Origin of the sequence: Achromobacter aloeverae (assembly GCF_004121055.1) — a bacterium.
In the GTDB taxonomy this organism is placed as follows: domain Bacteria; phylum Pseudomonadota; class Gammaproteobacteria; order Burkholderiales; family Burkholderiaceae_B; genus Bordetella_C; species Bordetella_C aloeverae.
Genome location: NZ_PYAL01000005.1, coordinates 496,619 through 509,738 on the forward strand (window position 1 = coordinate 496,619; position 13,120 = coordinate 509,738).

Consider the following 13,120-nt stretch of genomic DNA (forward strand, 5'->3'; position numbering starts at 1 on the left):
GCCGCGCGGCGCTTCAGGGCGACGCGGGTATCCATCCGAGCAGCTTGAACCATCCGTAATCCAGCGGCACCAGCACGACGAAGGTGATGGCGGCGATGACCAGGCATAGCCGGAGCCCTTCGCGCGGCGGCACCTTGCCCATGCCCATGGCGACGACGAAAGGCGCGGCCTGGTAGGGCAGGACCGGCGTGGCGTAGCCGATCACTTGTATCATGAGCACCGTCAGCAAGGGCAGGCCGCTGGCATCGGCCAGGGCCTGTGCCAGCGGGGTGTACAGCGCCGGCACGCCGTTGGCCGTGACGACGAAATTGAGCACCGTGGTCAGGCCGGCCAGCGAATAGAACGTGCGCAGCGGTTGCGCCGGGTCCAGCGGCAGCAGGGCCAGCAGCCAGCGGCCGATGGCGTGGCCCAGGCCGGAGGCGGTGACGAGGGCGGCCAGGCCCAGGATGGCGGCAACGTAGAGGCAGGTGCGCACATTCACGCCGGCGGCGAATTCGTCGCCGTTCAGGAAGCCCACGCGCGGAAGCAGGCAGACGCAGGCGGCGGCCAGGCCTACCCAGGCGGGCGAGATGCCATGCCAGGCATCGGTCATCCACAGCACCAGCGTGATGACCAGCAGCGCGCTCAGGCGTTTTTCGGCACGGCTCAGGGTCGTGCGGGGGGCGCCGGCGGCGCCGGCTTGCGGACGGGCGGGGAACATCAGGCAGATGCAGGCCAGCAGCGCCAGCCCCTTGAGGATGCCCATCACGGGCGTATGCAGCCAGAGATACGAGAGATAGGCGAAATGCAGGCCGTAGGCCTGTTCCGCCGCGCCCGCCATGACCAGGTTGGGGACGTTGGCCGGCAGGATGCTGGCCGACAGTTGGTAGGTGCCCATGCCCACCGCCAAGGCCAGGCCGATGCGTCCGCGGCTACCCTCGGCCAGCCCGGCGTGGTCGGCCAGCGCCATCACGATGGGCATGAGCAGGGCGATGCGGCCCATGTTCGACGGCATGACGAAGGCCAGCCCGTAGGTCAGCAGGATCACGCCGCCCACCATGCGGGGCCATGAGCCATCCAGGCGCGCCGCCAGCGCGCCGGCCATGCGATCGGCCAGGCCGACCTTGCGGATGGCCAGGCCCAGCACGAAGCCGCTCAATACCAGCCAGAACGCCGCCGACGCGAAGCCCGAGAAAATGACGTCTACCGAAGAGATATGCAGGATCGCGGCGGCCGCGAAGAACAGTAGCGCGACCAGGTATTCGGGCAGGCGCCCGGTCGCCCACAATACGATGGTCACGGTCACCAGGATGGCGGCCGGCAGCAAGCCATGATCCACGACGTTCTCCTCACCCTATCTTCATGTTTGGCGCGGAGAATAAAGCGAAACCGTGAATTTGGAAAATCGCGCGGATCGCGTGGCTGGCGGCGCGGGGGACGGCGCCGTCGCCCCGTGTCGCTTCACGGTGCAGCTATTGTCATGCCTTGCGCGAGGGTATCTGCCGATACACTTCGTTCTTGTCGCGACGACCCACTGACAAGACCAGTACCGTGATGGTACGGTCATGCACTTCATAGACCAATCGATAGCCTGCGTCGCGCAGCTTGATCTTGGCGCCAGTCCTTCAGCGCGGCTTCGTGGAATTCGAGCTTATAAGTCGTCAAGTGTCACCTTGACTGTCTTTCCGCCACGTCGTTTTCGGACGGTATCAGCCAGTTCCGCGTCCTCCAGCCGATCCATCAGTTCCTCGTAGACGCGAGCCGAAATCACATAAGCCGTGGCACGGTTGTGATTCAGGACGGCCACTGGTGCTTTATCCGCCTCGTCAATAACGGCGTTGGGATTGCGGCGCAAATCGGTGATGCTGACAGTAAACGGCGCAAGAATGGGGCGAACGCTCATGGCAAAAGCCGCTTTGAAATGCTGCATTATTGTATGCATTATTTTGTGCTATTTCAGAGCAGGCTATAAACGAGCGGATGAGTTTGATCAATGACCTACATGGCGTGTTGCGCGCATGTTCAGCCTGAGTGGCTTGAAGCGGGTGGCGGTTCCCGGAGCAAGGCGGTTTTTCGAACGCGTACAAGGCGTCCAGGACGCTTCTTGCGCGCGGACGCGGAGCCGCGCCCTCTCCGGGGCATGTGATGGATGCCCGGTCAGGCAGAGATCCCCAGCTTGCCGACCAGCGCCTTCCACTTGGCGATATCCGCCGCGATCAATGCGCCGAACTGGCCGTTGCGCGCGAACGCCGGCTCCACGCCCTGCATCTGGAGCTTCTTGCGGAAATCCCCTTCCTTCAAGCAGGCGTCGATGGTATCGCCGAGCGAGGCGGCGAGCGTGCCCGGTAGCCGGGCCGGCGCCAGTACGCCGTACCAATTGTCGATCAGGTAGCCCTTCAGGTCAGGCGTGTCGGCCAAGGGGGGGACGCCCGGCAGCGAGGCCAGCGGCGTAGCGCCGGTAACGCCCAGGGCCCGCAAGGCGCCGCTCTTGATAAAAGGCAGCGCGGTCGACACGCCCGCGAAATAAAGCTCGACCTGGCCGCCCACGGTATCGGTCAAGGCCGGTCCGCCACCCTTGTAGGGAACATGCAGCATGTCGATCCCGGCCAGGCTGCACAGCAGGGCGCCGGCCAGGTGCGTAGGGCTGCCGACGCCCGCCGACGCATAGGTGATCTTGCCCGGCGCGCGCCGGGCCGCCGCGATGACGTCGGCGGCGGTCTTGTAGGGGCGTGCGGGATTGGCCACCATGACCATCGGGCTGCTGGCCACGCGTGCGATAGGCGCGAAATCCCTCATCGGGTCGTAAGGCAGGTTCTTTTTCATGGCGGGGCTGATCGTCATGGCCCCGGCCGAGGCAAACAGCAGCATGCTCCCATCGGCCGGTCCGCGCGCCACATAGGAGGCCGCCAACTCGCCGTCGGCGCCCGAACGGTTTTCCACCACGATGTTGCGCTTGAGGCGCTCCGACAGGAGCGGTGCCAGCAGGCGCGCGATCAGGTCATTCGGCCCCCCGGGCGGGAAGCCGACGACCAGGGAAACCATCGAGGGCGCGGGACCCATGCCCGCAAGCGGGCTGCCGTGCCAGCCGGCCAGGGTGGCGACGCCCATGGCTGCCAGCAGGCGTCGCCGGCCATCAAGGGCGTGCATGCGGTGGGCATTATCATGCGCGGCGCGGAGGGGCTTCACGAGTGTTCTCCTCAAGTATCGGCATGCCGAAGGGGGCAAGTCGGGCGCGCAGGCCCGCATGGCAATTTCCTAACATCCAGCCAGTTCGTCGATCAGCCCCTGCACGGTGTCGAACACCCGTGCGCCGGCGTCGCGCAGGGTGCGCTGTTTCGAAAGCAGCGAGCCGCGCTCGCCCATCACCATGGCGCCGGCGTGGCCCATGGTGACACCTTCCTTGGCTTGCGCCCCGGCGATCAGCGCAAGAACCGGCTTGGGGCTGCCCAGCGCCTTCCACGCATCGGCGAACGCTTCTTCCTCGTCGCCGCCGATCTCCCCGACCAGCACCACGGCGTCCGTACGCGGATCACGGGCGAAGTCCGCGGCCAGGTCGGCAAAACGTGTCCCCTTCACGGGATCGCCGCCGACGCCTATCCAGGCGCTTTGCCCCAGGCCCATGGCCACCATGCGCCGGCCCACCTCGTAGGACAGCGTGCCGCTCTTGGACATCACGCCTATGCGGCCGGGTCGCAGCGACACGTCGGGCAGGAAACCCATCTTGATCCTGCCCGGGATGCACAGTCCGGGCGTGGATGCGCCCAGCCAATGCATGCGGGCCGACCGGGCCAGGGCATGGATGCGCAGGGCATCGTGCACGGGCACGCCTTCGGCCACGGTGACGACCACGGAGATCCCGGCGTCGGCGGCTTCGGTGACCGCGGCCAGCGTGGCCGAGGGCGGCACCAGCGCGATGCTGGCCACGGCGCCTGTTGCCCGAACGGCCTGCGCGCAGTCGGCGAATACCGGAAAGAGCGGTGTTTCGCCGGGTTTGGCGCGGCCCGTGCCGCCCACGATGCGCGTGCCATAGCGTTGCATCAGTTCGGCATGTTTCTGGCCCATGCGGCCGGATATGCCTTGCACGATGACGGGCGTTTGTTCATTCAGGTCAAGCAGCATGATGAGCCCGGGACGAAAGCGGGTTGGCCAGCAATCCGGCTGTCAGCGCGATGGCGCGCTCCAGGTCCGGCTCGAAGTGGATGTGCAGGTCGGGATGGGCGGCGATGATGCGTTGCGCCGCCGCTTCGCCATTGCCCACCAGGCGCGCCACGATGGGGCGTCGGGAGGCGGGCCGTTCACGCAGCGCGTCGATCAGTAATTGCGTGAACTCGGACAGGTCGGTAATGCCGGCGAAGATGTTCACCAGGATCACGCGCACGTCCGGCGCCGCCTCCAGCCAGTCGAAGATGCGCAACAGGCGCGCGGGGCTGCCCCGCATCTGGCCCGTGCGCATGTCGCAGAAGTTGAAGGGCTTGAGTCCGCGCCCGACCATTTCATCGATCAGCATCATCGACAGGCCGGCCCCTGTCGTCACCAGGCCGATCTGGCCCTGGCGGTCGATTTCGACGAAGTCGAAGTCCTCGGCCAGCTTGCGCCAGGCATCGGGATAGTGGTCCTGTCTTCGTTCGATGATTTCGCGCAGTTCCGGTTGCGCGGGCAGGGCATTCATGTCGATGACGACTTTCGCGTCGCCGGCGACATAGCGGCCGTCCGGCAGGGCGAATAGCGGATTGATCTCGGCCAGCATCAATTGGCGTTCGAAGAACAGGTCGGCCAGCCGGGCGGCCGCCGTGCGCAGTCCTTCCTGCCGGTGCGCCGGCAGGCGCCGGACCAGGCGGGCCAGGGCGGCCTCGACCGCCTGCCTGTCCAGGGGCAGCAGTTCGTTGAAGTCATCGGTGGCGCCGGCGTGGGATTCCACATTCATCCCGCCCTGCACGCTGTGCATCAGGCGGATGCCGCCGGCGCCGGCGTCGACCATGATGGAAAGATAGTGCTCGTCGCCCGACGACACCTCCTCCACCAGGACCTCGCGGGTAACGCAGCCCTTGATCTCCAGTCCCAGCAGCTTGTCCAGCACGCCGGGCAGCGCGCGCTGATCGGCCACGGGCAGCACGCCGCCCGCCTTGCCGCGACCTCCTGCCGGCACCTGGGCCTTGGCGATCCAGGGGCCCGGGCCGGGCAGGGACGCGGCCTGCGCCCCATCGGCCAGCAACACGCCCTCAGGCGTGGCGATGCCTGCCGCGCGGAACAACTGCTTGCCGTCCGCCTCCAATAACAACATGCGTGTCTCCTCTTGGTCCGTTCATATGCGGATCTCAGGGGTCAAAACTTCGGGGTCGAAAATTCGGCGTCAAAACCTCGGGGTCAAACCATGGCCAGGGACAGGATGCCGTCCGGCGAATCCCCCTCGTTGATGACTTTCTTGGCGATCAGGTCCTTGAGCGTCTCCGTGGCGCCGCCGCCCAGCGTGCCGTAGCGTGCGCCGCGGAAAAGCCGCGACACCAGGTATTCGTCCGTGAACCCATAGCCGCCATGCACCTGTATGGCTTCGCTCGTGACCTTGATGGCCGTTTCGTTGCAGGTGATCTTGGCCACCGCCGACAGGAAGGGGTCGGGAAAGGGGTTGGCCGACAGGCAGGCCTTGTACAGCAGGCCGCGCGCCCCTTCGATTTCCCGGTACATATCGGCCATCTTCCAGCGCACGCCCTGGTAGTCGCTGATGTGCTTGTCGAAGATCTTGCGATCCTTGACGTACTTGACGGCCTCGTCGAAGGCGCCTTCGGCCAGGCCCAGGGAAATGCTGGGGTTGAGGCAGCGCTGCGTATTGAACGCGGTCAGCAGCTTGCGGAAGCCGTCTTCGCGGATGACGAGGTTCTCCAGCGGCAGCTCACAGTCATTGAACTGGACTTCGTGCAGGTTTTCGCCGCCCATCGTGTGATAAGTACCGGTCACCGCGAATCCCGGGGTGTCGGGCTCGACCAGGACGCAGCCTATGCCTTCGCGTCCGGGCTTGCCGTCGACGCGGGTGAAGACCACGAACATGCCGGCCTCGGCGGCGCGGCTGATCAGCGTCTTGGTGCCATTGAGCACCAGGCGGTCGTTCTTGACGACGGTATTGGTGCGGTAGTTGGCGACATCGGTGCCGGCGTGGGGCTCGGTCATGCAGACGGCCAGGATGCATTCGCCCGTGCAGACCTTGGGCAGGATGCGCTCGCGGATTTCCTTGGGGGCGTAGGTGGAGATCACGCGGGTTTGCACGCCTGCCTCGCCCAGCACCGCCATGGCCGTCACATAGCAGACCTTGGCGATTTCCTCCAGGATCAGCGCGGTGTCGAAGACGGGCAGGCCCAGGCCGCCGTACTCTTCCGGCACGGACATGCCCAGCACACCCAGATCGGCCAGCTCCTTGATGTTTTCCCAAGGGAAGGTGCCGTCGAAGTAGCGCAGGCCGCGTTCCCTGAATTTGCCTTGCGCCAGATTGCGCACCGACTCGATCATGAGCCGACGTTGTTCGTTGATGATGGGGTCCACCAGGCTTCCTCCCGCAGGGTCGGTTTGTCGAGAGGCAGTCTAGGGCGGACGATCGGGGGCTACAAACGATCTTATGTAGGCCCGAGGCTTACCTTTGGTTAGCCTCGGCGATGGGTGGGGCCGGGATTTCGGCCGCGTGACTCTCCAGCCAGCGGAAAAAGGCTTCGATCTTGCTTTTCCCCGCGCTGTCGTGGCGGACCAGGGCGTAATAGCCCAGGTCGCGCCGCAGCACGATGTCCGACATTTCGACGAGATTGCCGGCGGCCTGCTCTTCCTCGATATAGCGCCGCTGGGCCAGTGCCACGCCCAGGCCGCGGCGCGCGAACTCCAGCGCGACGGTGAGGTCTTCGAAGGTCTGGATGCCTTCCCGGGGCGGCTTCAGGCCGCTTAGCGCGAACCAGTCGGCCCAGTCCTGGCGCCGCGCGTCCAGCAGCAGCAGCGGCATGCGCGCGATCTGTTCGGGCGTGGACAGGGCCTGCTTTCCGCGCCCGTTCTTGACCAACCGCGGGCTGCACACGGGGACCAGCTCGTCCTGGAAAAGCAGCGTGGCGCGGGCGTAGCCGGTCCACTGTCGCGGCTCGCCGTAGCGGATCGTGATGTCGCTTTCCTTGCGGGGGGACAGCGTGGCCGGACCGCTGATCAGGCGCACCTTGATATGGGGATGGCGGGCCTGGAAGTCCGGCAGCCTGGGCACCAGCCAGCGCACCAGGAAGGTGGTGTAGCCCTGTATCGTCAGGATGATGGACGTATGCTGCGTGCGGAACTCTTCGGTGGCGGCGGAAATCTGCCGGAACGCCTTGCCCAGGGCCTGCGAATAGGCCCGGGCTTCCGGCGTCAGCGTGACACCGCCTGGCTCGCGTTCGAAGAACTCCACGCCGAAATAGTTTTCCAGCAGCTTCACTTGCCGGCTGATGGCGGCAGGCGTGACCGAAAGCTCCGTCGCCGCGCGCGAAAAACTGCCATGCCGGGCCGCCGTCTCGAAAGCGTGCAGGGGATTGAGAGGAGGGATGCGACGCGCCATGGGGGTGCCAGTGGGGGGGCATGTAATGGCGTCGATCGTATCACCGGGATAGCAACCGCGATATTGCGATAGTCACTGACCGGCCGAGCGTCGCTGAGTATTTTTGGGGCCGCTTGGTAATCTCGACATTCCAGGAATCCATCAGCCGTGTCGCATCGTCATAGTGAAGTGAGGCCAGCATTTGCGGCGCCTCGACAACTTCACGAAGGACATAGCCATGCTGCTCATAACCGGTGGAACGGGCCAAAATGGCCGCGCAACGCTCAGCGAGTTCATCCGCGAGAAGCGGAACGTAAGAGTCCTGGTTCGAAGCCTGGAAAAGGCGTCCGGATTGGGACTCGACAAATTTCCCCAGGTCGAACTGGTTCAGGGGGACATGGGCAAACCCGGGACTCTTCAAGCCGCGCTTGCGGGCATCGAGCGCGTCTTGATGATTTCATCCCCAACACCGGACATGCTCGACACCCAATGTCGCTTCATCGATGCGTGCAAGAGCAATAACGTGCGGCACGTGATCAAGTTTTCCGGCGCGGAATCCGGCATCGGTTTCGACCCGTCCAGGTTTCGATTTACCCAGATGCACGAAGATATCGAAGACTATCTGGAAGGGTCGGGCCTGGCTTGGACGCATGTCCGTCCGTCGCAGTTCATGCAGGTTTACCTGCGCGAGGCCGGTGACGTCGCGAAAGAGGGCGTGTTGCGGCTACCCTTCGGAGAGATCGAGCTGTCGCCCATCGATGTTTCGGATATCGCAAAGGTTACTTATCGTTTGCTTCGGGAAGGCGGGCACGAGGGCGTGAGCCTCGATATGACAGGTCCCGAGGCGTTGACGATGAGTGACATTGCCGAGCGTATCGCCGCCGCCACGGGTGCCCCTGTTCGCTACGAGCCTATCACCGCGCGGGAGCGCCGCGAGAGGTTGCTGGCCAGCGGCATGCCGCCGAGCCTTGTCGATGCACTCGATGAACAACTGGCGGAACGCCTTGCGCGGCCGAAATCTCGTGTCGATTTGAGTGCCCACGCGATGTTCGGCATCTGGCCAACCACGTTCGCCGAATTCGCCAAGCGGCACGCGGCGGCCTTTCGTCCTGGTGTTTGACCGCATAGGCTCCGAAGGTGCTACGCGCCGACCGCATAGCGTACGACGGCGATGCCGCATGCATAGGCGTCGGCGCCCAAGAGGCGGAAACGGCTGACACCTTCGGCAAATATCGTACGGCCATCGTGCACGGTCGCCGGATTAACAAAGAGTTGAAGCTCGTCCACCAGGCGGAGCCGCAACAATTCCGAAGCGAAGGTCACGCCACCGAAAGTGAGGATATTGCTTCCGGACTCCGCCTTGAGTTCCGAGATCGTCGAGGCCAGGTTCCCGACCACGGCGCGCGTCCGTGGCCATCTGGGCGAAAAGGCATGCCGTGACGCGATCGCTTTTTCGATTTTTCCGACGCGGCGGGCAAAATCAAAGGCGGGATTGCCCGCTTGATCCACTGCCATCCTGGCCCAGTGATCGATGAAGCCGCCTTCCGCCATGTTGCGGCTCAGAAGCACGCAGTCTGCCTTGGCATATTCGTCGTTGAAATAGCGCTGCAGCGGAACATCCCAGGTGCAGTCGGGGCCCCAGTTCCAGACCTGCCATGGTTTGCCATCGGAAGCTTCGACAAAGCCGTCCATCGTGCTCTGCATCTGCAAGATCAATTTACGCATCTTCTTCTCGCCTTGTTACTCCAATAACAACCACATCAAGTCGTCATGATGACCCGTCCGGCGTCCCATGCGCGATCACTTCCGCGTCCGCCACCGCGTACCGGGCGTGTCGAAAGTCCCGGATACTGCATATCCTGGAGCCGTCGAATTCAAGCAGCACAAAGTAGCTCGGCGTCGCCGCCGGCTGCTGGGGATCAAACACCAGCAATGCCGCTCGCCCGTCCACCAATCCGGGGACCAATCTCCAGTCGAACACTTGGGAGTAATTTCCGAAATAGGTCGAAACCGACGGCTTGCCTTTCAGGTGCGTCCGGGTCACCACTTCGAGCCGCACGTCGTCGGCGAGCATGTCGCGAACGGCATCGAAATCTCGCGCGTTGAAATGTTCGACATATAGGGACAAGCGCGCCAGGTCGGCCTGGCTCAGGTGGACGTCCTCGCGCGTGGGCGGTTCATCCGCCAGTTCGCGCAGACGCGCGCGCCCGCGGTGAAGGGCGGCCTTGATCGCAGGTATGGTCATGCCCGTGATCGCCTCGGCCTCCTTGAGGGAATGGCCCAGCACATCGACCAGGGCGGTGCATCCGCGCTGGGCCACGGGGAGCCGCATGAATTGGCGCAAGCCCGCACGGGCGACGATACGTCGCGTAGCATCGGCCTGGTCATCGATGGTCATGTCGGGATCCTCATCCGAGGAAAACTTGTCCATACGCGATCGACGCCTGATGAAGTCGATCGCCGCGTTGTGGGCAATGTGAAACACCCAGCGCTCGACACTTTCGAATTCCTGGTCAGCGTAGGCCGTCAGGGCCTTTACCAAGGTTTCCTGGACAACATCCTCTCCATCGATGACCGAACCCACCATGCGTGCGCAAAACCGGTGCAGCGCCGGGCGCAGGTCCGCGAGGCGCTTTTCAAAGGCATGCCGTCTTAGGGCAGTCTGGTTCACGTCTGTCAACTGCGGCCTCCCCTGTGGAATGGATCGAAAGCTTCCTACGTAGTGCGATGATGATTTCGCGGCCGTTGCTACGCTGCATGACTTCAAAGTGAAGTTTTTCGCGCTGTCTATATCTATAAAGACGGCTCGGCGGGCCAGAAAGATTCTCTCGGGGAAAATTTCTTCACACGACGCAGCGGCTTCAGGGCTGTGCCACCCTGCCCACGTCCAGATCGCTCCAGGCCGCGGGCGCGGCCAGGCCCTGCAGCGCGGTGCCCATCAATTCCCGCAAAACCAGCTCATCGTCCTCCAGGTCGATCATCGGGTCCGTACCGGCCAGGGTCTGGAACTTGTGCGACAGCGGGTCGCAGTTGGCTAGCAGGTGCATGGTCAGGCCGCGGATGAATTCATAGCGCCAGATCAGTTCGGCGCGGCTGAAGCGCGGCAGCGTCTCCGCCAGGGCATCGATGAACAGTTGCGCATAGACGTCCATCTGGTGCGCCATGAACTGCGCGTAGTCGCTGCCGGGCACGGCGCGCAGATGGCTCTGCGTGCGGATGATCAGGCGGCCGCCGTCGGCGCCGCGCTCCGCCGCCACGATGGGCCGCAGCATTGCGTCCAGGATGTCCGGCACGGGAATGGGTGCGGGTGTGAACCGGCGCCTGGCGGCCGCGAGGCGCTCCCGGCGGTCAATGTTGACCGGCTCAAGAATGGACAGCAGCGCAGCGCGGACCAGAGCGTCCTTGGAGCCGAAATAATAATGCACTGCAGCAACATTGGCGTTCGAGGCCACGCAAATATCGCGAATCGTGGTCGCCACGGGGCCTTTTTGGGCGATCAACGTCCTCGCTGAACGAAAAATGCGGGTAGATGCATCATGATCGGCGCTTTTCGGACTATTTTCCGGCTTCCCAGGTACTGCCTCCGATGCGGATTCAGGCGGACTCATGTTCCCTCCCGCTTAAATTGATCGTTTGGTTTTCAATCTGAAATAAAGGTCGATCGCAGCAAAATTTATGACAAAAATGCCGAAACACAGGGTATTTACCAATATTGCTCGCCTTTAATCGTTCTCAGAATAAAACAAATGTTTTATTTGTGCATGACGAGCAAACCACAATGACAACGGTAATGTGCGATTGCAGCATCGCGTGCTACCGACATTTCAAGGGGTTGAGCATGTCCGTGAGCACCGCAGCCTCGGCGGGAGAACCCGCTACGTCCGAGCAAATCCTCATCCTGCTGCAGCAGGCTGAATTTGTCTTGCCCGAGCCTTACCTGTCCGAAATTATCAGCGCCTACGGCTACGTGCGGCGCCTGGTGGCGCGCATACACCGCGGTTACCGGTTCGACGAGGAGCCGGCCCATGTCTTCAATCCGCTGGCCTTCGGCCGCGCGGCCGCCGCCGAGGTGGCGAAATGAGCGACGACCTTTCCTTCCTGACACTAGCCGAGGCCAGCCGGCTTGTCGCCGCCCGGAAGCTCTCGCCCGTGGAGCTTGCCGAGGCCTGCCTGGCACGCACCGAGGCCGTCGACGGCGCGCTGTGCAGCTTCATCACGCCCACGCCCGACCTGGCGCGACAGCAGGCCAGGCAGGCCGAAGCCGACATCATGCGCAGCGGTCCCCGCAGTGCGATGCACGGCATTCCATACTCGCTGAAAGACATCTACGAAACGGCGGGCATCCGCACCACGGGCCAATCCCGCACGCTGGCCGATAACGTCCCGTCCACCGACTGCCATATACACTGCCGGCTGGTCGAGGCTGGCGGCGTGCTGATGGGCAAGGCCACTACCTGGGAATTCGCCCATGGCGGGCCGGCCTGGGACGTGGTGGCGCCGCCCGCGCGCAATCCGTGGGACATCTCGCGCACACCAGCAGGCTCGTCGTCAGGCTCGGCCGTCGGCGTGGCCGCTGGCCTGGTGCTGGGCTCCATGGGCTCCGACACTGGTGGTTCGATCCGCCAGCCGGCGGCGGCTTGCGGCATCGCGGGCATCAAGCCCACCTACGGGCGGCTCAGCCGCCGCGGCATCCTGCCCAACTGTTTCACGCATGACCATGCCGGCCCGCTGGCCTGGACCAGCGAAGACCTGGCGATCCTGATGAACGCGACGGCGGGCTACGATCCCCTGGACCCGGGCAGCGTAGACCTGCCCGTGCCCGACTTCCGGGCATCCCTCAACGGCGATGCCAAGGGGCTGGTCATCGGCGTGCCCTGGAAATGGATCGACGAGGAATTTCCCGTCTCGCCAGCCAGCCGCAAGGCCCTGGCCGACGCGCTGGAAGTGCTGGCCGGCCTGGGCGCCACGGTGCGGCACATCGACCTGCCGCCCATCCTGGCGTTCAACGACAGCAAGCGCGTCATCGCCATGTCCGAGTTGTTCTCCATCCACGAACCCATGCTGCGTACGCGACCGGACCTGTTCGGCCGCAGCCTGCGATATCGCATCATGTGTGGCGCCCTGCTACGCGCGGAGGACTACGTGCAGGCCACCCGCATGCGCGCCCGCCTGGCGAGCGCCGTGCAAGCCGCCCTGCACGACGCCGACGTGATCGTTCTGCCGTGTGCCGAGCCCGCCGGCAAGCTTGAGGCGGCCAGCCCCGAGTCGATGTTCGACGACCCCAGCTACACCGTACCCTTCAACGTGTCTGGCAACCCGGCGCTGTCGGTCTGCAACGGTTTCTCGGAAAGCGGCATGCCGTTCTCCATGCAGATCGCCGGCCGCCTGTTCGACGAGGCCACGGTGCTGCGCGTGGGCGACGCCTATGAAAAGGCGACCGCGTGGCGCCAGCGCCGCCCCCACCTCGCCGACCTGGCAAGGCAGTCCACGCAGGCCCAGGCAGCATAGCCGGCGCCGACGTCCCGTTTTCCTGGCTTTCCGGGCAGGCCCTTCACCACGCTCCCCTTCTATCGTTTCTTCCCGCAGTCGAATAAAGCCGCACGGCTTGCG

General features: G+C 64.4%; 13 protein-coding genes and 1 pseudogene. 3 read left to right on the plus strand and 11 right to left on the minus strand.

What is annotated here, in order from left to right; translation table 11 throughout:
- Positions 1-13: 13 nt before the first annotated feature.
- The 8 genes and pseudogenes from C7R54_RS19000 to C7R54_RS19035 form a co-directional block, all read right to left on the minus strand.
- On the minus strand, positions 14-1,318 hold the full coding sequence (locus C7R54_RS19000; protein WP_204524356.1) for an SLC13 family permease: 1,305 nt from the start codon (positions 1,316-1,318) through the stop codon (positions 14-16).
- Positions 1,319-1,457: 139 nt separating this feature from the next.
- A pseudogene (locus C7R54_RS29510) lies at positions 1,458-1,592 on the minus strand (type II toxin-antitoxin system RelE family toxin); the annotation flags it as partial.
- A 38-nt stretch (positions 1,593-1,630) separates the two neighbouring features.
- Positions 1,631-1,909: a type II toxin-antitoxin system Phd/YefM family antitoxin gene (locus tag C7R54_RS19010; protein ID WP_240039595.1), complete on the minus strand. Its 279-nt coding sequence runs from the start codon at positions 1,907-1,909 to the stop codon at positions 1,631-1,633.
- Between the two features lie 227 nt (positions 1,910-2,136).
- Entirely contained in the window at positions 2,137-3,165 is a 1,029-nt protein-coding gene (locus C7R54_RS19015) for a tripartite tricarboxylate transporter substrate binding protein (protein WP_158021241.1), read from the minus strand.
- Between the two features lie 69 nt (positions 3,166-3,234).
- Complete coding sequence (locus tag C7R54_RS19020) at positions 3,235-4,098, minus strand: succinate--CoA ligase subunit alpha (RefSeq protein WP_129151974.1); 864 nt, start codon at positions 4,096-4,098, stop codon at positions 3,235-3,237.
- On the minus strand, positions 4,088-5,260 hold the full coding sequence (locus C7R54_RS19025) for an ATP-grasp domain-containing protein (protein WP_129151975.1): 1,173 nt from the start codon (positions 5,258-5,260) through the stop codon (positions 4,088-4,090). The genes C7R54_RS19020 and C7R54_RS19025 overlap by 11 nt, the downstream gene beginning before the upstream one ends.
- 83 nt (positions 5,261-5,343) lie before the next feature.
- Positions 5,344-6,510 carry an acyl-CoA dehydrogenase family protein gene (locus C7R54_RS19030; protein ID WP_129151976.1) on the minus strand — a complete coding sequence of 389 codons (1,167 nt, stop codon included), beginning with the start codon at positions 6,508-6,510 and terminating at the stop codon, positions 5,344-5,346.
- A gap of 88 nt (positions 6,511-6,598) precedes the next feature.
- The gene (locus C7R54_RS19035) at positions 6,599-7,531 is read right to left on the minus strand and encodes a LysR substrate-binding domain-containing protein (RefSeq protein WP_129151977.1); all 933 of its coding nucleotides are present in this window, start codon (positions 7,529-7,531) and stop codon (positions 6,599-6,601) included.
- Positions 7,532-7,748: 217 nt separating this feature from the next.
- Here C7R54_RS19035 and C7R54_RS19040 point away from each other — a divergent pair, with 217 nt between their 5' ends.
- A complete protein-coding gene (locus tag C7R54_RS19040) occupies positions 7,749-8,630 on the plus strand; it encodes an SDR family oxidoreductase (protein WP_129151978.1) in 882 nt (293 codons plus the stop codon).
- 20 nt (positions 8,631-8,650) lie between these two features.
- On the opposite strand, the gene C7R54_RS19045 is transcribed toward C7R54_RS19040, so the two are convergent.
- The 3 genes from C7R54_RS19045 to C7R54_RS19055 all read right to left on the minus strand — a co-directional run bounded on the left by C7R54_RS19045 (position 8,651) and on the right by C7R54_RS19055 (position 11,118).
- A complete protein-coding gene (locus C7R54_RS19045) occupies positions 8,651-9,235 on the minus strand; it encodes a dihydrofolate reductase family protein (protein WP_129151979.1) in 585 nt (194 codons plus the stop codon).
- A gap of 43 nt (positions 9,236-9,278) precedes the next feature.
- Positions 9,279-10,181 (minus strand): sigma-70 family RNA polymerase sigma factor, encoded by a 903-nt coding sequence (locus C7R54_RS19050; RefSeq protein ID WP_129151980.1) that lies wholly within the window; start codon positions 10,179-10,181, stop codon positions 9,279-9,281.
- Positions 10,182-10,371: 190 nt separating this feature from the next.
- On the minus strand, positions 10,372-11,118 hold the full coding sequence (locus C7R54_RS19055; RefSeq protein ID WP_129151981.1) for a TetR/AcrR family transcriptional regulator: 747 nt from the start codon (positions 11,116-11,118) through the stop codon (positions 10,372-10,374).
- Positions 11,119-11,348: 230 nt separating this feature from the next.
- Between C7R54_RS19055 and C7R54_RS19060 the strand changes: the two genes are divergently transcribed.
- Entirely contained in the window at positions 11,349-11,591 is a 243-nt protein-coding gene (locus C7R54_RS19060) for a hypothetical protein (protein WP_129151982.1), read from the plus strand.
- A complete protein-coding gene (locus C7R54_RS19065) occupies positions 11,588-13,018 on the plus strand; it encodes an amidase (RefSeq protein ID WP_129151983.1) in 1,431 nt (476 codons plus the stop codon). The genes C7R54_RS19060 and C7R54_RS19065 overlap by 4 nt, the downstream gene beginning before the upstream one ends.
- The last annotated feature ends 102 nt before the right edge of the window (positions 13,019-13,120 follow it).

Coding starts and splice junctions, on each gene's coding strand:
- C7R54_RS19020 (WP_129151974.1), bottom strand. CDS start 4,098: ATGCTGCTTGACCTGAATGAACAAACGCCCGTCATCGTGCAAGGCATA.
- C7R54_RS19025 (WP_129151975.1), bottom strand. CDS start 5,260: ATGTTGTTATTGGAGGCGGACGGCAAGCAGTTGTTCCGCGCGGCAGGC.
- C7R54_RS19055 (WP_129151981.1), bottom strand. CDS start 11,118: ATGAGTCCGCCTGAATCCGCATCGGAGGCAGTACCTGGGAAGCCGGAA.
- C7R54_RS19065 (WP_129151983.1), top strand. CDS start 11,588: ATGAGCGACGACCTTTCCTTCCTGACACTAGCCGAGGCCAGCCGGCTT.
- C7R54_RS19060 (WP_129151982.1), top strand. CDS start 11,349: ATGTCCGTGAGCACCGCAGCCTCGGCGGGAGAACCCGCTACGTCCGAG.
- C7R54_RS19035 (WP_129151977.1), bottom strand. CDS start 7,531: ATGGCGCGTCGCATCCCTCCTCTCAATCCCCTGCACGCTTTCGAGACG.
- C7R54_RS19010 (WP_240039595.1), bottom strand. CDS start 1,909: ATGCAGCATTTCAAAGCGGCTTTTGCCATGAGCGTTCGCCCCATTCTT.
- C7R54_RS19045 (WP_129151979.1), bottom strand. CDS start 9,235: ATGCGTAAATTGATCTTGCAGATGCAGAGCACGATGGACGGCTTTGTC.
- C7R54_RS19040 (WP_129151978.1), top strand. CDS start 7,749: ATGCTGCTCATAACCGGTGGAACGGGCCAAAATGGCCGCGCAACGCTC.